The sequence below is a fragment of the Kushneria sp. AK178 genome, assembly GCF_053903105.1.
Genome location: NZ_CP096381.1, coordinates 2,428,690 through 2,448,086, shown reverse-complemented (window position 1 = coordinate 2,448,086; position 19,397 = coordinate 2,428,690). Strand labels below are relative to the sequence as shown.

Genomic DNA, 19,397 nt, shown 5'->3' with positions numbered 1-19,397 from the left:
GGAACACTGTTTGACAATTGCAACGCGGACAGGTTTCAAATCACTGGCAAGGGCGACCGGGGGGCCTGTCAGGGCGACGCCCCGGGTATTCTGCCACACTGTAGCCTGGCGGCCATCTCCACTGCCACCGGTGATATCTCAATGCTCAGGCAAGTCTCAGGGTCATGTCGCGATGGGCGATGCCGGCCTCCATGTACACCGTGCCGTGGGCGACAAAGCCCAGCTGCTCATAGAAACCGGTGGCCCGGGTCTGGGCGCTGAGCTCGCACTGCGTGAACTGCTGTGCGCGGGCATGAGCGATCACGTGATGCATCAATCGCGCGCCCAGTCCGCGGCCGCGATGGGAAGCGACAATGGCGACGCGACCGATATGGCCATCGGGCAGCAGCCGTGCGGTGCCGCAGGGCATGACACCGTCACGTATCAGAAAGTGGGTGCACTCGGAGTCGAGGGCATCCAGCTCCTCGCTTTCGTCCACGCCCTGTTCCTGAATGAACACGATCCGTCGAATGTGACTGCAGGTGTCCTGCAGCGTGGTCCAGTCGCCCGTTTCGATCACGATGTCGTCGTCAGGCATGCTCAGTCATCCGTGATGTCGTCGTCATCATCGAAGTCGTCATCATCTTCCACCCAGTGCAGACTGCCGCGATTGATCAGGGTGGTGAGCAGTGCCCCGGCCCCTTCAATCGCCAGTACCTCCTGATCGATGGCCCGGGCACCGCAGAGGTGTCCGGCCAGTTCGGGGCTGCAGGAATAGCCGTCACCATCGACAAACAGCGTGGCCTGTTCACCATGCGGGTGCCACGCCAGACGCGACCCCGGCGCCGGCGCCAGCTGATCGCCGTCTGACAGGGCACCGCGCAGCGTCTCTTCATCGGCCGGCGTCAGGGGCGGCATCAGCTGGTCCGGGTATTTCACCTGGGTCATGGTGCGTCCGAACCACTGGGCCATCTGCTCGGGATTGTCCAGAGCCGCCAGCATCTGCTGGCGTACCCGGGCAAGCGTAGTGTCGTCGATCAGGGCGCTGTCACCGGAGGCTTCAAGATCGGGGTCGTGATAGCGCGAAGCATCTTCCAGCTGCTCGCCCAGATAATCGGCCCAGGAGGTCACCATTTCATCCATCGAGGGCGCGCGAAAGCCGACCGAAAAGGTCATGCAGTCTTCGCTTTCGCTGACGCCATGATGGGCCACGCGCGGCGGTAGATAGAGCATGTCGCCGGGCTCGAGCACCCACTCCTGATCGTTGGTGACCTGGAAGTCGGCGAGGATGCGAAGATCGATGCCGTCGATGATGGGGGCATCCTCGGGCATGACATCGCCGAGCTGCCAGCGGCGCTGGCCGCTGGCCTGCAGCAGGAACACGTCGTAGTTGTCGACGTGGGGGCCCACATTGCCCCCCGGCGGGGCGAAGCTGACCATGATGTCGTCAAGACGCCAGCGCGGAATGAAGGTGAAGTGCTCCAGCAGTTCGGCCACCTCCGGGACGTAGTGGTCCACGGCCTGCACCAGCAGCGACCAGTTCTTGCGCCCGAGGCGAGCGAAAGTGTCGTCATCGAAGGGGCCATGGGAGACCTGCCAGGCCTTGTCCGGGCCTTCCAGCTCGACCAGACGGGCTTCGACATTGTCTTCACAGGCCAGTCCCGCCAGCTCTTCGGGCTCGAGCGGCGACTGAAAGTCGGGAAAGGCGCCCCGGATCAGCAGCGGCTTTTTCTGCCAGTACTCGCGCAGAAAGGTCTCGGCGGACATGCCGCCCAGTGGAAGGTGCGTCTGATCTGTCATGATGGATCCTTGCTTCCTGGCGCGCTCGCGGGATGGATGATGTTGTGTGCCTGCTCGGCGGCGTTGCCTGTGTAGGTGGCCGGCGTCATGGTCTTCAAACGCGCCCTGACGTCCTCGGGCAGCTCGAGCGTGTCGATGAATTCGGCAAACCCCTGCTGGTCGATCCGGCGCCCGCGGGTCAGTGCCTTGAGCTTTTCATAGGGCTTTTCGATGCCGTAGCGGCGCATGACGGTCTGCACCGGCTCGGCCAGCACTTCCCAGCTCTGATCAAGATCGGCCTCCAGCCGGGCCGGGTTGCTCTCCAGCTTGCCGATGCCCTTGAGTGTGGCCTGATAGGCGATCAGCCCGTGAGCAAGGCCTACCCCCAGATTGCGCAGCACGGTCGAGTCGGTCAGGTCACGCTGCCAGCGCGAGATCGGCAGCTTCTGGGCCAGATGACCCAGGATGGCGTTGGCCAGCCCCAGATTGCCTTCGGAGTTTTCAAAGTCGATCGGGTTGACCTTGTGCGGCATGGTCGACGAGCCGATTTCCCCTTCCACGGTGCGCTGCTTGAAATAGCCCAGCGAGATATAGCCCCAGATGTCACGGTCAAAATCGATCAGGATCGTGTTGAAGCGGCAGACGCTGTCAAAGAATTCGGCAATATAGTCGTGCGGCTCGATCTGGGTGGTATAGGGGTTGAAGCTCAGCCCCAGGCGGTCGATGAACACGCGCGCATTGTCGGCCCAGTCAATCTCCGGATAGGCCGCCAGATGCGCGTTGTAGTTGCCGACCGCGCCGTTGATCTTGCCCAGCATCTCGATGGATTCGATCTGCTGTAGCTGGCGACGCAGGCGATGCACCACGTTGGCCATCTCCTTGCCCAGCGTCGTGGGGCTGGCGGTCTGGCCGTGCGTGCGTGACAGCATGGGCTGCTCGGCGTGCTCCTGCGCCAGCCGGGTCACGGCCTCGACGATCTCGCGCATGGCGGGCAGCAGGACATTGTCCAGCCCGGCGCGCAGCATCAGCGCATGGGAGAGGTTGTTGATGTCCTCGCTGGTGCAGGCGAAGTGCACGAACTCGCTGATGGCTTCCAGCTCGGCATGGCCCTCGAACTTCTCCTTGAGGAAGTATTCGATGGCCTTGACGTCATGATTGGTGGTGCGCTCGATGGTCTTGACGCGCTCGGCCTCGTCAACGGAAAACTCGTTGATCAGCTGATCCAGAAACTGTCGTGACGTATCCGACAGCGGCGGGACTTCCTCGATCTGCTCGTGTTCGGCCAGGCGTTCCAGCCAGCGCACCTCGACAATGACACGGGCACGAATCAGGCCGTATTCACTGAAGTGTTCACGCAGGGCGATCGTCTTGCTGCCGTAGCGGCCGTCGACAGGAGAGAGAGCGGTCAGTGCAGAAAGTTCCATCGTGGTTCCCGGGTCTGTGCCCAATCGTTGTGAAATAAAGGGGCAGCCCGGGGAGAGCTGCCCGAGACGCGGTTAGTTGTCGATTGATTTGAGCGCACGTCGGATGCCGCTGCGCCCGGCAATCAGCTTCCAGCGCCGGCCGCCCTGCTGGTGCCAGAGCAGGGCAAAGCGCACGCCGGACAGCAGGATGGCCCTGACCCGTTCGGGCATCTGTCGGCTCTGCAGCAGGGAAGGGTCACCCTGTACCACGATGCGATAGCGAAAGGTGGACAGGGTGTCCTGATAGATCTCGCCAAGGCTTGCAATCACGTTCTCGTGCAGCTCGCCAAAGTGCTCGGACTGGGCCTGCACCCGGCCCAGGCGTTGGCCCACCGTATTCATCATGTCGGTATTTTTGCGCAGGCGATGCATCAAAAGAATCAGCGAAAAGCCGTAGCGCATGACGTTGGGCGAGACCTGCTGGCGCGTCAGCACACCCTCCAGCGTTTCGATGCCGGGGCGCAGATTGTTGATCTGACCGCCATAGACATCCTCGAACGAGGCCGGATTGGTATCCAGCGTGGCCCGGATCAGGGTCGACCAGGCCCGTTCGTCGGTATGTCCCGTACGGGCAAGCTCATCGACCACGGTCGCGGCCTGAAAAACGCCGGCCAGTGCCAGTGCCTGACGCGCCTCGCTGTTCATGCTGCACTCTCCAGCGCCTGGTGGAATGTTTCTGCAATCACCGCACCGCCCAAACAGACGTTATCGTCGTAGAGTACCGCCGACTGCCCGGGGGTGACGGCGCGCTGGGGCTCGTCAAAGATCAGCGTCACGCTGTGATCCTCATTGATGATGACCCGACAGGCCTGGTCGCTCTGGCGGTAGCGGATCTTGGCGCTGGCGCGGAAGTCACCGGATGCCGGCGCCTCGCCGATCCAGTGCATGGCTTCGGTGGTCAGCGACTGTCGGTAGAGCAGGTCATGATGCTTGCCCTGTACGGCAATCAGGACATTGCGCTCGAGGTCCTTGTCCGCCACATACCAGGGTGCTTCCGGATAGCCGTTGATGCCGCCGATGCCCAGTCCCTGGCGCTGACCCAGGGTGTAATACATCAGCCCCATGTGTTCGCCGATGTCTTCGCCTTCCGGGGTCTGGATACGGCCGGGTTGTGCCGGCAAATACTGACGGAGAAAATCGGCAAAACGGCGCTCGCCGATAAAGCAGATACCGGTGGAGTCCTTCTTGCGCGCCGTGGTCAGGCCGTGGCGTTCGGCCAGCGCCCGTACGTCGGATTTCTCCATTTCGCCGAGCGGAAACAGGGTGCGGGCGAGGGCCTGCTCGCTGACGGCATGAAGGAAGTAGCTCTGGTCCTTGTCGGGATCGATGCCCTTGCACAGCAGGGTATGGTCACCGCGGTCCTCGCGGCGTACATAGTGGCCGGTGGCAATCAGCTCGGCGCCCAGCATTTCCGCGTAGTCGAGAAAGACCTTGAACTTGATTTCACGGTTGCAAAGGATGTCCGGGTTGGGCGTTCGCCCGGCCCGGTACTCTTCAAGAAAGTGCTCGAAGACGTTGTCCCAGTATTCGGCGGCAAAGTTGGCAGTGTGCAGGCGAATGCCCAGCCGGTCGCAGACGGCCTGGGCATCGGCCAGATCGGCCATGGCCGTGCAGTATTCGGTACCGTCGTCCTCGTCCCAGTTCTTCATGAACAGGCCTTCCACGTGATAGCCCTGCTCAAGCAGCAAAAGGGCGGTCACGGAAGAGTCCACACCGCCGGACATGCCCACGATGACCCGGGAAGGGGTGGCGGAGGAGGCTGTATTGTTGACAGGGGAAGTCATGGCGTACCCGTCGTCGGAAATCATTTGGCGGTGATTATACGCCAGCCGCCCCCTGCCTTGACAGGCGGGGGAGGCCGATCGTGACAGGGCACGGGTGGCGACGATTCATGACGCCGTTCCCGGATGGTTCAGATCCCGGATCAGCGTCAGGGGGTACGCATGGCCTTCAAGGGCATCGTGAACGCGCCGCGCCACCAGCGGGCTTCTGAGCCGGTCGTCGCATGCCAGCGCCTCGATCTGCGCTGGATGGTACCAGTCAGCGCCCCTGATACCTTCATCCAGCATTCGGGTCACGCGCTGTACCGGGCGGGCCAGAAAGGTATGGCTGTGATAGACCACGCCGTTGGGTGCCGTGTTGATATAGAGGCCCAGATAGCCCTCCAGGGTGATCTCCCAGCCGCTCTCTTCAAGGGTTTCCCGATGCACGGCGTCGAGCAGGGATTCATCGGCTTCCAGATGGCCGGCCGGCTGATTGAACACCGTAATGGTAGAGGCCGTATTCATGCGATCGCGCTCCTCGACCAGCAAAAAACGGCCGTGATCGATCACAACGGCGGCGACCGTGACGTGGGGCAGAAATCGGTTCATCGCGGTTGCCTGCGTGGTCGATTGCGCTGTGCGCGAGCAGGCGTCGCTCGGGCGGCGCGTGGCATATGAATGGTCTCGCGCCGCCACTCGCCCGGTGCCAGCGTTCCCAGCGTCCACTGGCCGATGCTGGTGCGAATCAGTCTCAGGGTGGGGTGGCCCACGTGCGCCGTCATCCGGCGGACCTGTCGGTTGCGGCCTTCGCTGATCGTGATTTCCAGCCAGGTGTCGACAATGCTGGCCCGGTAGCGTACCGGCGGGTCACGGTCGAACACTGCCGGTGATGCTACCCGCCTCACTCCGGCCGGTCGGGTCGCCCCGTCCTTGAGCGTAACCCCTTTTTTCAGAGCCTCGAGTGCCCTCTCATCAGGCTGACCTTCTACCAGCACAAGATAGGTCTTGGGCTGCTTGTGGTCGGGATGCGTGATGCGATGAGACAGTTGGCCGTCATCGGTCAACAGAAGCAGTCCCTCGCTGTCGTAGTCCAGCCGGCCGGCCGGGTAGATATCGGGAATATCAAGCCAGCGGGCAAGGGTGTCGCGACCCTGTGGATCGGTGAAGCGGGTAAGCACCTGAAAGGGCTTGTGAAAGAGATAGAGTGTGCTCATGAATGCGCCCTGATTGTCGACAACTTCTACGCAATAACGGGGCCTTGATGCTACATTAGGCCATTCATGTCAGGACAGGACCCCCTGTCCTCATCACGCCGGAGTATTCTCATGTCCAGCGGCAATATCAGCATTCCCGACAGTGGTCGGGCCATTACGGTCAACAATGATTTCACGCTTGAAGTGCCGGATCGACCGATCATTCCCTTTATTGAGGGCGACGGCATCGGCGCTGATATCACACCGGCCATGCGGCGCGTGGTCGATGCCGCCGTAACCGCAGCCTATGGCGGGCAGCGTGCCATCCAGTGGATGGAAGTCTATGCCGGCGAGAAGGCGACGCGCGTCTACGGCGAGGACACCTGGCTGCCGCAGGAGACGCTCGAGGCCGTTCGGGATCATGTGGTCTCCATCAAGGGACCGCTGGCAACGCCGGTCGGCGGCGGCTTTCGCTCACTGAACGTCACGCTGCGCCAGACGCTGGATCTATATGTCTGCGAGCGACCGGTGCGCTGGTTCAAGGGTGTCCCCAGCCCGGTACGTCAGCCGCAGAACGTCGACATGGTGATCTTCCGGGAAAATGCCGAGGACATCTATGCCGGCATCGAGTGGCAGGCCGGAACCGCGGATAATCAAAAGCTGATCGATTTTTTGCGCGAAGAGATGCAGGTCGACAACATTCGCTTCACCGAACAGTGCGGGATCGGCATCAAACCGGTGTCGGAAGAAGGCAGCAAGCGGCTGGTGCGCAAGGCGATTCACTACGCCATCGATAACGGTCGTGAGTCGGTGACGCTGGTGCACAAGGGCAACATCATGAAGTTCACCGAAGGCGCCTTCAAACAGTGGGGTTATGAGGTCGCGCGTGACGAATTTGGCGCCGAGCCGCTCGATGGCGGGCCGTGGCTTTCCATGAAAAACCCGCGCGATGGCAGCACCATTGTCATCAAGGATGTCATCGCCGATGCCATGCTTCAGGAAGTGCTGCTGCATCCCGAGCAGTTCGATGTCATCGCCACGCTGAATCTCAACGGCGACTTTCTGTCCGATGCACTGGCGGCGCAGGTGGGCGGCATCGGTATTGCCCCCGGTGCCAATCGCGGCGACGCCGTGGCCATGTTCGAGGCCACGCACGGCACGGCGCCGGCGCTGGCCGGCCACGACAGCGCCAATCCCGGCTCCCTGATCCTTTCTGCCGAAATGATGCTGCGCTATCTCGGCTGGGACGAGGCTGCCGCGCGAATCATCAGCGCCATGGAGGCGACGATCGAGCGTGGTGAAGTAACGGGAGACTTTCATCAGGTCATGTCGGAGGCGACCCTGCTGGGGACTTCGGCCTTTGCCGACGCCATGGTACGCAACATGCCGGCCTGAAATGGCCAGTGTCAGGCATTGTGCCCGCTGGCCGTTAGCACAACGTATATAACATGAAGCACCGTTTTGGCTCTCGTTGCCCCCTGTTGCCATGAGATACTGTTTTTATCGCCGCGCGCTTGCATCGTCGGCAGGGCAGCACCATCTTTAAAGGGAACACTGAGGCTTGTTAGCGCTCAAACTGTTAGCTCGATGAGTGCATTCAATCATCTTTCCGCTTGTTTTCATCGATCCGGGCACATATGTTCAAGATAGATAGTGAGGCACTTCACTGCGATTTTCGTAATACGGTCACTCATGCAGGCATGACACCCCCCGATCCCGATCAACCCGATCAGCAGGAACAGGGCGATGTTGCCGAGCAGACGAGCGATCCCGAGCTTGAAGAACCGCCGCTTTACAAGGTGGTACTTCACAATGACGACTACACGCCCATGGAGTTTGTCGTCGAAGTACTTCAAACCTTTTTTGCCATGGATCACGAGAAGGCGGTACAGATCATGCTGGCCGTTCATACTCAGGGTAAGGCGACCTGTGGCATCTATACCCGTGATATTGCGGAAACCAGGAGCCAGCAGGTCAATCAATACGCTCGAGAATGCCAGCATCCATTGCTGTGCGATATCGACCGGGCAGACTGAGCTGTCTGCAGCGGCCAAGAGGGGACTGCCATGTTGAGCAAAGAACTTGAATTGACCCTGAACACCGCATTTACCGTGGCGCGTTCAAAGCGCCATGAGTTCATGACTGTTGAGCACCTTCTGCTGGCGTTGCTGGACAATGCCTCGGCAGCAGATGTACTGCGCGCCTGTGGGGCCAACCTCGACAAGCTGCGCACCGACCTGCAGGATTTCATCAACACCACCACTCCGCTGATTCCCGAAGATCAGGATGACCGCGAAACCCAGCCCACGCTGGGCTTTCAGCGTGTGCTTCAGCGCGCTGTCTTCCACGTTCAGTCTTCCGGTAAATCGGAAGTGACCGGCGCCAATGTGCTGGTGGCCATCTTCTCCGAGCAGGAGAGCCAGGCCGTCTACTTTCTCAAGCAGCAGAACGTGGCGCGCGTTGATGCGGTCAACTACATCGCCCACGGCATTGCCAAGGTCTCGGGTCACAATCAGCAGAACCAGCACAACAGCGGCGGCGAGTCCGAAGACAGTGAAGAGGCCTCCGGCGATGCCTCGTCGCATCCGCTGACCGGCTATGCGACCAATCTCAACGAGCAGGCGCGTATCGGTCGCATCGACCCGCTGGTCGGGCGCGATCATGAGCTGGAGCGCGTGGTGCAGATTCTGGCGCGTCGGCGCAAGAACAATCCGCTGCTGGTCGGGGAGGCCGGTGTCGGCAAGACCGCCATCGCCGAGGGGCTGGCCAAGCGTATCGTGGAAGAGGATGTTCCCGACGTCATCAGTGACGCCGTGGTCTACTCTCTCGACATGGGCGCCCTGCTGGCAGGGACCAAGTATCGCGGCGATTTCGAAAAGCGTCTGAAGGGGCTGCTGGCCGAGCTCAAGAAAGAGCCCAATTCGATTCTGTTCATCGACGAGATTCACACCATCATCGGCGCCGGCGCCGCTTCCGGCGGAGTCATGGATGCGTCCAACCTGCTCAAGCCCATGCTCTCCTCGGGCGAGCTGCGCTGCATCGGCTCCACGACCTTCCAGGAGTTCCGCGGTATCTTCGAAAAGGATCGCGCGCTGGCACGTCGTTTCCAGAAGGTGGATGTGCTGGAGCCGACGGTCGATGATGCCATTCGCATCCTGAAAGGGCTGCGCGGTCGCTTCGAGGAGCACCACCAGCTCAAGTACACCGATGCCGCCATGGAAGCCGCCGTGCGCCTGGCCTCGCGCTATATCAACGATCGCTACCTGCCCGACAAGGCCATCGATGTCATCGATGAAGCCGGCGCCCACCAGCGGCTGCTGCCGAGCGAGGCGCGTCTGTCGCAGATTGACGTCGAGCAGATTGAATCGATCGTCGCCTCGATCGCGCGGATTCCGCCCAAGAGCGTGTCCAGCTCCGATCGCAAGCTGCTGGCCGATCTGGATCGCAATCTCAAGATGCTGGTCTTCGGGCAGAACGAGGCCATCGACAGCCTGTCGTCGGCCATCAAGCTGTCCCGAGCCGGGCTGGGGTCGCCCGACAAGCCGGTGGGCAACTTCCTGTTTGCCGGCCCGACCGGGGTGGGCAAGACCGAAGTGGCCCGTCAGCTCTCCCAGATCATGGGCATCGAGCTGGTGCGCTTTGACATGTCCGAGTACATGGAGCGCCACACCGTGTCACGGCTGATCGGTGCGCCGCCGGGCTATGTCGGCTATGACCAGGGCGGTCTGCTCACCGAGGCCGTGACCAAGAATCCGCACTGCGTGCTGCTGCTCGACGAGATCGAAAAGGCGCATCCGGATGTCTTCAACCTGCTGCTGCAGGTGATGGACCACGGCAAGCTGACCGACAACAATGGTCGTGAGGCGGACTTTCGCAACGTAATTCTTGTGATGACCTCCAATGCCGGCGCCGAGCAGGCATCGCGACGCTCCATTGGTTTCCAGACCCAGGACCATTCAACGGATGCCATGGAAGTCATTCGCCGGACCTTCACGCCGGAATTCCGCAACCGTCTGGACAGCATTATCCAGTTCAGCCATCTCGATACCGACGTGGTACGCAGCGTGGTCGACAAGTTCCTGGTCGAGCTGCAGGCGCAGCTGGATGAAAAGCGTGTTCAGCTGGACGTGGATGATGAAGCGCGTGGCTGGCTTGCCGAGCACGGCTACGACCCGCAGATGGGGGCTCGCCCCATGGCACGCCTGATTCAGGAGAAGCTCAAGAAGCCGCTGGCCGAAATGATTCTGTTCGGCGATCTGGCCGAGCAGGGTGGCACGGTGCATGTCACGCTGGAAAATGGAGAGCTGCAGCTTTCCGCGGCAGCCGAACAGCCCGCCTGATCGGCATGCCGTGCCGGCTGTCACTGACGCCCTGTCTTCGGACGGGGCGTTTTTTTGTGCGCGAGGATGGATGGCAGGTCAGGGACGATCCATCGGATGGCGAGCCATTGGGCGATCGAAGCGCCGTGAAGCGATCAGGGGCGCAAGGAGGGGGCGTTCTGAAGCAGGGACGTGGTGGCGTCCTTAGCGGGAGCGATAAACGATACGGCCCTTGGAGAGGTCGTAGGGCGTCAATTCTACCTTGACCTTGTCGCCGGTCAGAATGCGGATGTAGTTCTTGCGCATCTTGCCGGAAATATGCGCCGTGACCACGTGGCCGTTTTCCAGCTCGACGCGGAACATGGTGTTGGGAAGCGTATCAACGATCACGCCTTCCATTTCGATATGATCTTCTCTTGCCATATGGTGTATTCCCCGATAATCGTAATATGAGCACGCCATCAGGGCATTCGTGCTGGCCGGATGGTCAGACAAGTTGAATGATGGCGGACTGAACGTGCGATATTTTGCCTGATACCCGCCTGAAGCGCAAAGCCGCTGCAGTGTCACGGTGCTTTAATGATGCGTCGGCGTCACCGGAATGCTTCGGCGCCAGCGATGCCCCTGAAGATATTCAAGCGGTTTGAAGCGCTGCTTGTAATCCATCTTCCGGCTTTCGTTGATCCAGTAGCCCAGATAAACGTGTTCGAGTCCCAGTGACTGTGCCCGACGAATCTGCCAGATGACGGCCCAGCTTCCCAGAGAGCGTGACTGAAAGGCCTCATCGGGATCGAAGAAGGTGTAGATGGCGGAAAGGCCATGGGTCAGGAAATCCACGGCCGCCACGGCCAGCAGTCGTCCTTCCAGACGAAATTCGACCAGGCGTGAAAACTCATGGGCGGTGCTTAGAAAGGCGCGGTACTGCGTGCTGCTCGGGGGATACATTTCGCCATCGCTGTGGCGTACCCGGATATAGCGCTCATAAAGCGCATAGTGCTCTTCATCGAAGCAGGCGGGTCGCTCGATGACGCTCAGATCCTGATTGTCACGCTCGGTACGCTTGAGCGAGCGGTCGGGCGCGAAATCATTGACCGGGACCCGGACCGAGACACAGGCGTTGCACTCCTGACAGTGCGGACGATAGAGATGCGTCCCGCTGCGTCGAAAGCCCATGAGGGTCAGGGCGCTGTAAATGTCGTGATCCACGGGGACATGGGGATCCATGAACAGCGTTGTCGCCTCATGAGCCCCCAGATAACTGCAGTCATGAGGCTCTGTCAGGAAAAACCGCAGATCCTGAAGGGGTGAATGCATGCTTGAGTTGTTCAACGGGGGCAACGTCCAAAAGGGTGAGCCGGGGCCTGCGACATCAATGATTCGGTAATGCTTATCGGCACCGTTCCGGGGGTTCTTGACGGACCGTCGGGATATGGCGTTCGAGCAGGGCATTGAACTGCTGACGCGATATATCACGAGCGCCAAGGCTTGCCAGATGCGCGGTATGCATCTGACAGTCCACCAGCGCCAGATCGTGCTGGTCAATCAGCCATTCTATCAGTTTCACCAGCGCGATCTTGGAGCTGTCAGGACGAATCGAGAACATTGATTCGCCGAAAAACACGCGTCCCAGCAAAATGCCATAAAGGCCGCCCACCAGGGTCTCACCCTCCCATATCTCGACACTATGGCCATGTCCCAGCTGATGCAGGGTGACATAGGCCTCGATGATCTCCGATGAAATCCACGTGCCTTCCTGCGCTTCGCGCTGGGCGGCGCACTGTGTGATCACTGCCTCAAAGGCCTGATCCATGGTCGCTGTCATGCCTGAATTGCGAAGCCGCTTGGCCAGGCTGCGACGCACGCGAAGCTCTTCGGGAAACAGCACCATTCTGGGGTCGGGGGACCACCACAGGATGGGGTCGTCCTCATTGAACCACGGAAAAATGCCGTGTCGATAGGCCGTCAGTAACCAGTCCGGCGTGAGGTCACCGCCTGCCGCCAGCAGGCCGTTGGGCGTTTCAAGCGCCCTATCTACTGGTGGGAAACCAACGGGGCGGCGAGGCAGCCAGTCAATCATGACCGTCTCCCGGTGCCGGGCGCCATGACGCGTCAATTCCATATACCCGGTAACGCATGCAATCAATATCTCTCAAGTTTCAGGCGCGATAGCCGTCATTGGAACGGAGAAAAGGGTGCCAGGTGCTGGCCGTCGAAAAATATTATTAAATACGGATACTTGTCATGGGAAATTATTTTCGGCGCATGAGCATCGGTTCGCGCCTGGCGCTGGTCATTGGTCTGGTGGCCATCGCAGGATTCATCGCACTCAGCTGGGGGCTGTCATCGTCAAGTGCTCGCGCCCTTCGTGAGCAGGCGGCGCAGAGCATGCAGCAGCAGACACAGCAGTTTACCGATTCGGTCACGCTGTTCGATCAGAGCCTGCAGCAGCAGAGCGCGCGTTTTCTGGATCTGTTTCAGACCGACGCGCTGGCCCCGCCCTTCGTACTCGATCCCGAACAGACCATGACCATCCAATCCAGTCAGACGCCGCTGCTGATGGATCAGCGCGGTGCGCTCAATATGGACACCCAGCGGGTGGATGACTTTACCCAGCGTACCGGCACCCCGATTACCATCTTTGCCCGTACCGGCGATGATTTTGTGCGCATCAACACCTCTCTCAAGGACGAGCAGGGCGAACGTGCCGTCGGTACCCTGCTGGATCGCGATGGGGCAAGCTATCGCGCCCTGATGGACGATCGCGTCTATTCGGGCATCGCCACGCTGTTCGGTACGCCCTATATCACCCGCTATGAGCCCATTCATGACGAGCAGGGCCGCGTCATCGGTGCCAGCTTTATCGGCCTGGACATTACCGCCGACCTGGAAAACTTCAAGACACGTGTACGCGATTTGAGCGTTGGCGAAAACGGCTTTTTCATGATCGTGAATGCCGACACGGGCAATATTCTGGCCGGCGGTGCTCATGAAGGGACATCGCTCAATGAGGTGCTGGATGTCGACGGCGATCCGGCCCTTGCACCGATCTTTCAACAACAGCAGGGAATATTTGAATACCGGCTGGCCGATAGCGAACACGCCGACCGTACGACCTATTTCATGCAATACCCCGACTGGGACTGGATCGTCACGGCCACGGCCATCAATGATGATATCGACGGCCAGATTGCCGCAGCGCGTAACCGGTTCCTGCTGATCGCACTGGGGCTGGCACTGGCGGCGGCGCTGGGCGTGTATGTCATGCTGCGACGCAGTCTGAGCCGCCCTCTGGCCAGCGTGCAGGGCATGGCCGGCCATCTGGCCAACGGCGATCTCAGGCAGCGTCTTGACAGCCATCGCCGGGATGAAATCGGCTCGCTGGTCGGTGCGATGAACGGCATCAGCGACGGGCTGCGCGATATTGTCGGTCGCGTTCGGCAGTCGGTGGAAAGCATCGGCCACGCCTCGGGTGAAATTGCCAGTGGCAACATGGACCTGTCGCGCCGAACCGAAAGTCAGGCGGCCAGTCTCGAGCAGACGGCGGCCAGTATCGAAGAGCTTACTGCTACCGTACGCCAGAATACCGAGCGTGCCCGGCAGGGCGACAGCATGGCCAAAGAGGTGGTTGGCTCGGCCCGAGAGGGGCAGCAGCGCCTGGAGCGTGCCGTGACCACCCTTGGCGATCTGGAGGCCACCGCCTCGAAGATGTCCGACATCATTACCACCATCGATGGCATCGCCTTTCAGACCAATCTGCTGGCGCTCAACGCCTCGGTGGAAGCCGCGCGTGCCGGCGCCCATGGTCGCGGCTTTACCGTGGTGGCCGATGAGGTCCGTCGTCTGGCAGTGCGCTGCAGCGAAGCGTCTGCCGATATCGGTCAGCTGATTCGACATACCGTCGAGGAGATCACTACCGGCAGCGCCCATATTCAGCAAAGCGGCGAGCAGATCGAGGAGATCACCACGCGAATGGAAAACCTGGGCGTGATTGTCAACGAAATCAGCCGTGCCAGCGAAGAGCAGCTGGAAGGCATCGAGCAGGTCAGCAGTGCCCTGGCGACGCTGGATGAAACCACCCAGCACAATGCTGCGCTGGTCGAGCAGTCGGCTGCCGCGTCAGGCCATCTGGACGAGCAGGCGCGCAAACTCAGCGAGGTCGTGCGGGTCTTTCATCTGCCGGCCTGATATTTCCTCCGATTTCCCGGCTGCAATTGCCGGGTCTGTGCCGTACCATCATCTCCAGGTATGATACCTGCCTCTGGCAGGGTGTGACCCGAGGTCATTACCCTGCCAATATGCCTTTATCAGGCCTTCGAATGCTTCATCAGAGTACAGCCATAACACTCGCATGAGTGCAGGGGGGATGGCCGTTGAGCGCCAGCAAGACCAGACAGTCACAGTCACAGGCTCGTCGCAGCAAAAGCGGCGCCAGCCCGCGAACAACGCGTCAAAGCGCCACCATGAAGCGCTCCCGACAGCGTGTAACCAAAGCCCGTGATAACGCCCGCCATTTCAGTGCCCGACTGCAGGGCGCTGCCAAGGAGGGGGTTGCCATCGTCATGCTGGCGCTTTGCGCCTTCCTTTTGCTGGCGCTTTTCAGCTACATGCCGGCGGATCCCAGCTGGTCGCACAGCGGCCCCGATCAGCAGGTGACCAACTGGATGGGGCCCGTCGGGGCGTGGCTTTCCGATGTCCTCTATTCCCTGTTCGGGGCCAGTGCGCTGTGGGCGCCCGGCATGCTGGGCCTGGGCGCCTGGCGGCTGATACGTGCCAGAGAAGCCCATGTCGTCTGGGACCCGACGGCGCTGGCCGTGCGCGGCGGTGGGCTGCTGCTGGTGATGGTGGCCACCTGTAACGTGGGCGCCCTGCATTTTCAGGATGCCAGCAACGATCTGCCCTACGGCTCGGGCGGCATCGTGGGTGAGGGCGTGTCGGCTGCGCTGGCGTCAATGGTGGGCCGTCATGGCACCACGCTGCTGTCGCTGGCGGCCTTTTTGTGCGGCATGCCGCTTCTGACCGGCATGTCCTGGTTTTCCATCATCGATGAAATGGGCAACGGCATCTGGCGTGGCGTGCGCTGGTGTGCGCGTCGCCTGGGCATGGCGGGGTCGCAGCTTGGCAGTGCCGGTTCGAGACTCCGCGAGCGCCGTCGCGAAATGGCCCGGGAGCGTCGCGAGGCGTATCTTGCCGCTCAGTCAGAAGATGAGTTTGATTTCGGCCATGACGACGATGACACCGACACAACGCTGCGGGCTGATGGCGAGGATGCGCGTCCCCGCCGCGAGCGTACCGGTCTGCTGGCCCGTTTCATGCCCGGCCGTCGTCACGACGACCATGATGACGCGCCGTTTGAAGATGACGACGAACCGGCGGCCACGACGCATCAGCGGCGTCATGATGACGCTGATGATCTGCCCGGCGCGGTGGCCGGCATGCGCACCGACGATGATGATATTCCCTGGGAGCAGCCCTACGAGACGTCGTCGGTGCGTCACCCCCGATTTGATGAGCAGCCCTCTGCGCCGTCGCATGCCGCTACCGCCGACTGCCGCACCGCGATGAGCGCTCGAGACGTGGCCGCGCCGGAGGCCGCTGACGAGCCGGCGCAGAGCGACGATGACGAGATGCACCGCGCCGACGCCAGCGTCGCACCGGCAGTGCCGACCTCATCGGCCGTCTCCGCTGACCGGGCCGAGTCCGACCGGGCCTTCGGCGTCGATGAGCCGCCGGCGCATGCTCCGGAGAAAGCCCCCGTCACCGTCGCCACGTCAGAGCCGTCACGGGACGTGGACGACGCCGGTGCCGAAGCGGATGCCCCGACGCCCGCCGGGTCGCCACAGCAACCGATGGAAACACCCCGGGCCGCCGCGCCGCCAAACAGCGATGTCACGCGTCGGCGCATTCCGGAAGTGATTCCCGAACCGCACCTGCCCGAGGATGACGAAGACACTCCGGCGTCCCCGGCAGCGCCATCGCCTGAACCGTCAGCACCGGCCCCTCATGCGACGCCGGCCGATGCGCCGCGCGATCGGAGCGTGCCTTCATCGGCGCCAACCGAGCCTGCGGCGCCCGCATCGGATGACATGACGCTGGAGGAAGCCGAGCCGTCCCATGAGCGTGCGGCGCCGCTCGTCGACGATATGCAGGAGCAGGACCGTCCGGTACTGAGCTGGGAAGACGACGAGCCCGAGCTCTCGACGCCGCTGAGTGCGCGGGAAGAGGTCACGGCGCCGGCAGAGCCGGACGCTGCGTCGACGCTGACCTTCGAGGAAGAAAACGATCCTCGTCAGGCAGGGCCGGTGCCGCCACGGTCGGACGCGAGCGAGTCGGCGCCGCTGGTTCAGCCTCCCGATGAGGCTTCAGCACCGTCGTCAGCGTCGGGTCAGGCAGACGAGCCGCGCCCGGCACGGGACGAAAGCCTTGCCGATCATGCGCCGGTCGAGGAGGCCGGGGCACTCGAGTCCCGCGCCGATGAAGACAGCAACAGCCCCACGCTCTGGACCGTGCAGCAGATGCAGACCCAGCGTCCGGCACACGAGTCCGACGATGAACCACTGGGCGAGCTGCCGTCCCTGTCGCTTTTGACCCCGCCGTCGTCCCACGAGCCGACCTATACCGAAGAGCAGCTTCAGGAGATGGCCGAGCTGCTGGAAGTGCGCCTGCGCGAATATGGCGTCAAGGCCGAGGTCGTCGATACCTGGCCGGGGCCTGTCATCACGCGTTTCGAGATCAAGCCGGCGCCCGGGGTGAAGGTCTCCAAGATCAGCAACCTGGCCAAGGACCTGGCGCGCTCGCTGATGGTCAAGAGCGTACGCGTGGTCGAAATCATTCCGGGGCGGCCGACAGTGGGTATCGAGATCCCCAACCCCAACCGGGCCATGATCCGCCTGCGCGAGGTCTTCGACTCCGACGTCTATCAAAATGCCGCCTCGCCGGTCACGGTGGCGCTGGGTCAGGATATCGGCGGCAACCCGGTCGTGGCCAATCTGAACAAGATGCCGCACCTGCTGGTGGCCGGTACCACGGGCTCGGGCAAGTCGGTGGGTGTCAACGCCATGCTGATCTCGATGCTGTTGAAGGCCACGCCCGATGAAGTGCGCATGATCATGGTCGATCCCAAGATGCTGGAGCTGTCGGTGTATGACGGCATTCCGCATCTGCTGGCGCCGGTTGTCACCGACATGAAGGAGGCCGCCAATGCGCTGCGCTGGTGTGTGGCCGAGATGGAGCGGCGCTACAAGCTGATGGCGGCCATGGGCGTGCGCAATCTGGCCGGCTTCAATGCCCGCATCGATGAGGCCACCGAGGCCGGCGCCCAGATCGCCGACCCGCTGTGGGAGCCGCAGCCCTGGGAGATGCATGAGCAGCCGCCGGTGCTCGAAAAGCTGCCCTATATCGTGGTGGTGATCGACGAATTTGCCGACATGTTCATGATCGTGGGCAAAAAGGTCGAAGAGCTGATCGCCCGGATCGCCCAGAAGGCGCGTGCCGCCGGCATCCACCTGATTCTGGCCACGCAGCGGCCATCGGTGGACGTGGTGACCGGTCTGATCAAGGCCAACATCCCCACGCGAATGGCCTTCCAGGTCTCCTCGCGCATCGATTCGCGCACGATCCTGGATCAGGGTGGCGCCGAGCATCTGCTGGGTCATGGTGACATGCTGTATCTGCCGGCCGGTGCCGGTATTCCCATGCGCGTGCATGGCGCCTTCGTGGACGATGACGAAGTGCACCGCGTGGTCGATGACTGGAAGCGTCGCGGCGAACCCGAATATATCGATGAAATCCTCTCCGGCGGGGTCTCTGCCGATGCCCTGGCAGGCCTCGAGGCCGAAGGCGAAAGCAATGACGACCCGGAGCAGGATGCGCTTTACGATGAAGCGGTGGCCTACGTGACCGAGTCGCGGCGCGCGTCGATCTCATCGGTCCAGCGTCGTTTCAAGATCGGCTACAACCGAGCAGCCCGACTCGTCGAGGCCATGGAAATGGCCGGCGTGGTGTCCTCCATGGGCAGCAACGGCGCCAGAGAGGTGCTGGCGTCACCACCGTCGCACTGACGGTGCTATCCATGCCGTCTCGTTGAATCTTAAGTTTCAGCGAGGCGGCCGATAGAACCTGCCCTTTGGTGGCAGGTCAAAGGGACACCACGGCACGCTCTGCCAACAAGGACAGGATGTTTCAATGACACTGATGACTCATGGCCGTAAAAGCCTTGCCCGTAAACTGGGGCTGACGGGCGCTGCCCTGATGGCGGCCTGCATGACACTGCCGGCTCAGGCGGCCTCTGATGATGCCGAGCGGCTGACCTCACTGCTCGAGCCGCTCAGAACCTATTCCGCCGATTTCAATCAGCACATCGCCAGCGGTGGTGGCAGCATGCAGGACGCCAGCGGCCACATGTGGCTGTCGCGCCCCGGGCGCTTCCACTGGGAGGTCTCCGACCCCTATCGTCAGACCGTGGTCTCCGACGGGGAGCAGGTCTATCTCTATGATCCCGACCTCGAGCAGGTCAGTATTCGCCCGCTGGATCAACGCGTGACGCATACGCCGGCGCTGTTGTTGTCAGGGCAGGCCAATGAACTGACCGACAACTACAACGTGTCGCGTCGTCAGCAGGGCACCACCGAGTTCTTCGCGCTGTCGCCGCGCTCCAATGACACGCTGTTCGAATCGCTTGAGCTGGTGTTCAACAACGAACGCCTGTCGGGGATCGATCTCACTGACGGCACCGGCCAGCGCACCGAAATCTCGTTTCGCAATATCGAGGTCAATCCCGACATCAGCGCCTCGCAGTTTCAGTTCGAGATTCCCGAGGGGGCCGACGTAATGCGCGAAGGCACCTGATGGATACCGCGTGATCTGTCATGATGGCGGCATGACCTGCACAAGGGTGCCTTTCTC

General features: G+C 61.7%; 16 protein-coding genes. 6 read left to right on the top strand and 10 right to left on the bottom strand.

Annotated elements, in window-relative coordinates; translation table 11 throughout:
- Positions 1 to 145 precede the first annotated feature (145 nt).
- From M1D97_RS11245 to M1D97_RS11215, 7 genes are all read right to left on the bottom strand, one after another.
- The gene (locus M1D97_RS11245) at positions 146 to 577 is read right to left on the bottom strand and encodes a GNAT family N-acetyltransferase (RefSeq protein ID WP_456267814.1); all 432 of its coding nucleotides are present in this window, start codon (positions 575 to 577) and stop codon (positions 146 to 148) included.
- A gap of 2 nt (positions 578 to 579) precedes the next feature.
- The gene (locus M1D97_RS11240; RefSeq protein ID WP_456267813.1) at positions 580 to 1,779 is read right to left on the bottom strand and encodes a JmjC domain-containing protein; all 1,200 of its coding nucleotides are present in this window, start codon (positions 1,777 to 1,779) and stop codon (positions 580 to 582) included.
- Positions 1,776 to 3,182, bottom strand: coding sequence for an adenylosuccinate lyase (gene purB, locus M1D97_RS11235; RefSeq protein WP_456267812.1), 1,407 nt, complete (start codon positions 3,180 to 3,182; stop codon positions 1,776 to 1,778). The genes M1D97_RS11240 and purB overlap by 4 nt, the downstream gene beginning before the upstream one ends.
- Positions 3,183 to 3,254: 72 nt before the next feature.
- On the bottom strand, positions 3,255 to 3,866 hold the full coding sequence (gene hflD / locus M1D97_RS11230) for a high frequency lysogenization protein HflD (RefSeq protein WP_456267811.1): 612 nt from the start codon (positions 3,864 to 3,866) through the stop codon (positions 3,255 to 3,257).
- A complete protein-coding gene (gene mnmA / locus M1D97_RS11225; RefSeq protein WP_456267810.1) occupies positions 3,863 to 5,005 on the bottom strand; it encodes a tRNA 2-thiouridine(34) synthase MnmA in 1,143 nt (380 codons plus the stop codon). The genes hflD and mnmA overlap by 4 nt, the downstream gene beginning before the upstream one ends.
- Before the next feature lie 105 nt (positions 5,006 to 5,110).
- Positions 5,111 to 5,593 carry an NUDIX domain-containing protein gene (locus M1D97_RS11220; protein WP_456267809.1) on the bottom strand — a complete coding sequence of 161 codons (483 nt, stop codon included), beginning with the start codon at positions 5,591 to 5,593 and terminating at the stop codon, positions 5,111 to 5,113.
- Positions 5,590 to 6,198, bottom strand: coding sequence for a pseudouridine synthase (locus M1D97_RS11215; RefSeq protein ID WP_456267808.1), 609 nt, complete (start codon positions 6,196 to 6,198; stop codon positions 5,590 to 5,592). Before M1D97_RS11215 ends, M1D97_RS11220 begins: the two co-directional genes overlap by 4 nt.
- Positions 6,199 to 6,309: 111 nt before the next feature.
- On the opposite strand from M1D97_RS11215, the gene icd reads away from it, so the two are divergent.
- From icd to clpA, 3 genes are all read left to right on the top strand, one after another.
- Positions 6,310 to 7,572, top strand: coding sequence for an NADP-dependent isocitrate dehydrogenase (icd, locus tag M1D97_RS11210; protein WP_456267807.1), 1,263 nt, complete (start codon positions 6,310 to 6,312; stop codon positions 7,570 to 7,572).
- Between the two features lie 242 nt (positions 7,573 to 7,814).
- Positions 7,815 to 8,213: an ATP-dependent Clp protease adapter ClpS gene (gene clpS, locus M1D97_RS11205; RefSeq protein ID WP_456267806.1), complete on the top strand. Its 399-nt coding sequence runs from the start codon at positions 7,815 to 7,817 to the stop codon at positions 8,211 to 8,213.
- A gap of 30 nt (positions 8,214 to 8,243) precedes the next feature.
- Positions 8,244 to 10,517: an ATP-dependent Clp protease ATP-binding subunit ClpA gene (gene clpA / locus M1D97_RS11200; RefSeq protein WP_456267805.1), complete on the top strand. Its 2,274-nt coding sequence runs from the start codon at positions 8,244 to 8,246 to the stop codon at positions 10,515 to 10,517.
- 183 nt (positions 10,518 to 10,700) lie between these two features.
- Here the strand turns inward: clpA and infA are convergent, their stop codons facing one another.
- The 3 genes from infA to aat form a co-directional block, all read right to left on the bottom strand.
- Positions 10,701 to 10,919: a translation initiation factor IF-1 gene (infA, locus tag M1D97_RS11195; protein ID WP_007111068.1), complete on the bottom strand. Its 219-nt coding sequence runs from the start codon at positions 10,917 to 10,919 to the stop codon at positions 10,701 to 10,703.
- A 153-nt stretch (positions 10,920 to 11,072) separates the two neighbouring features.
- Positions 11,073 to 11,810: an arginyltransferase gene (locus M1D97_RS11190; protein WP_456267804.1), complete on the bottom strand. Its 738-nt coding sequence runs from the start codon at positions 11,808 to 11,810 to the stop codon at positions 11,073 to 11,075.
- Between the two features lie 73 nt (positions 11,811 to 11,883).
- Entirely contained in the window at positions 11,884 to 12,573 is a 690-nt protein-coding gene (gene aat, locus M1D97_RS11185) for a leucyl/phenylalanyl-tRNA--protein transferase (protein ID WP_456267803.1), read from the bottom strand.
- Positions 12,574 to 12,737: 164 nt separating this feature from the next.
- On the opposite strand from aat, the gene M1D97_RS11180 reads away from it, so the two are divergent.
- From M1D97_RS11180 to lolA, 3 genes are all read left to right on the top strand, one after another.
- Entirely contained in the window at positions 12,738 to 14,681 is a 1,944-nt protein-coding gene (locus M1D97_RS11180; protein WP_456267802.1) for a methyl-accepting chemotaxis protein, read from the top strand.
- 275 nt (positions 14,682 to 14,956) lie between these two features.
- Positions 14,957 to 18,553, top strand: coding sequence for a DNA translocase FtsK 4TM domain-containing protein (locus M1D97_RS11175; protein WP_456267801.1), 3,597 nt, complete (start codon positions 14,957 to 14,959; stop codon positions 18,551 to 18,553).
- 124 nt (positions 18,554 to 18,677) lie between these two features.
- Complete coding sequence (gene lolA / locus M1D97_RS11170; RefSeq protein WP_456267800.1) at positions 18,678 to 19,340, top strand: outer membrane lipoprotein chaperone LolA; 663 nt, start codon at positions 18,678 to 18,680, stop codon at positions 19,338 to 19,340.
- The last annotated feature ends 57 nt before the right edge of the window (positions 19,341 to 19,397 follow it).

Excerpts from the sequence above, each read along its gene's own strand:
- M1D97_RS11245 (WP_456267814.1), bottom strand. The coding sequence starts at position 577 with ATGCCTGACGACGACATCGTGATCGAAACGGGCGACTGGACCACGCTG.
- M1D97_RS11240 (WP_456267813.1), bottom strand. The coding sequence starts at position 1,779 with ATGACAGATCAGACGCACCTTCCACTGGGCGGCATGTCCGCCGAGACC.
- purB (WP_456267812.1), bottom strand. The coding sequence starts at position 3,182 with ATGGAACTTTCTGCACTGACCGCTCTCTCTCCTGTCGACGGCCGCTAC.
- hflD (WP_456267811.1), bottom strand. The coding sequence starts at position 3,866 with ATGAACAGCGAGGCGCGTCAGGCACTGGCACTGGCCGGCGTTTTTCAG.
- mnmA (WP_456267810.1), bottom strand. The coding sequence starts at position 5,005 with ATGACTTCCCCTGTCAACAATACAGCCTCCTCCGCCACCCCTTCCCGG.
- M1D97_RS11220 (WP_456267809.1), bottom strand. The coding sequence starts at position 5,593 with ATGAACCGATTTCTGCCCCACGTCACGGTCGCCGCCGTTGTGATCGAT.
- M1D97_RS11215 (WP_456267808.1), bottom strand. The coding sequence starts at position 6,198 with ATGAGCACACTCTATCTCTTTCACAAGCCCTTTCAGGTGCTTACCCGC.
- icd (WP_456267807.1), top strand. The coding sequence starts at position 6,310 with ATGTCCAGCGGCAATATCAGCATTCCCGACAGTGGTCGGGCCATTACG.
- clpS (WP_456267806.1), top strand. The coding sequence starts at position 7,815 with ATGTTCAAGATAGATAGTGAGGCACTTCACTGCGATTTTCGTAATACG.
- clpA (WP_456267805.1), top strand. The coding sequence starts at position 8,244 with ATGTTGAGCAAAGAACTTGAATTGACCCTGAACACCGCATTTACCGTG.
- infA (WP_007111068.1), bottom strand. The coding sequence starts at position 10,919 with ATGGCAAGAGAAGATCATATCGAAATGGAAGGCGTGATCGTTGATACG.
- M1D97_RS11190 (WP_456267804.1), bottom strand. The coding sequence starts at position 11,810 with ATGCATTCACCCCTTCAGGATCTGCGGTTTTTCCTGACAGAGCCTCAT.
- aat (WP_456267803.1), bottom strand. The coding sequence starts at position 12,573 with ATGATTGACTGGCTGCCTCGCCGCCCCGTTGGTTTCCCACCAGTAGAT.
- M1D97_RS11180 (WP_456267802.1), top strand. The coding sequence starts at position 12,738 with ATGGGAAATTATTTTCGGCGCATGAGCATCGGTTCGCGCCTGGCGCTG.
- M1D97_RS11175 (WP_456267801.1), top strand. The coding sequence starts at position 14,957 with ATGAAGCGCTCCCGACAGCGTGTAACCAAAGCCCGTGATAACGCCCGC.
- lolA (WP_456267800.1), top strand. The coding sequence starts at position 18,678 with ATGACACTGATGACTCATGGCCGTAAAAGCCTTGCCCGTAAACTGGGG.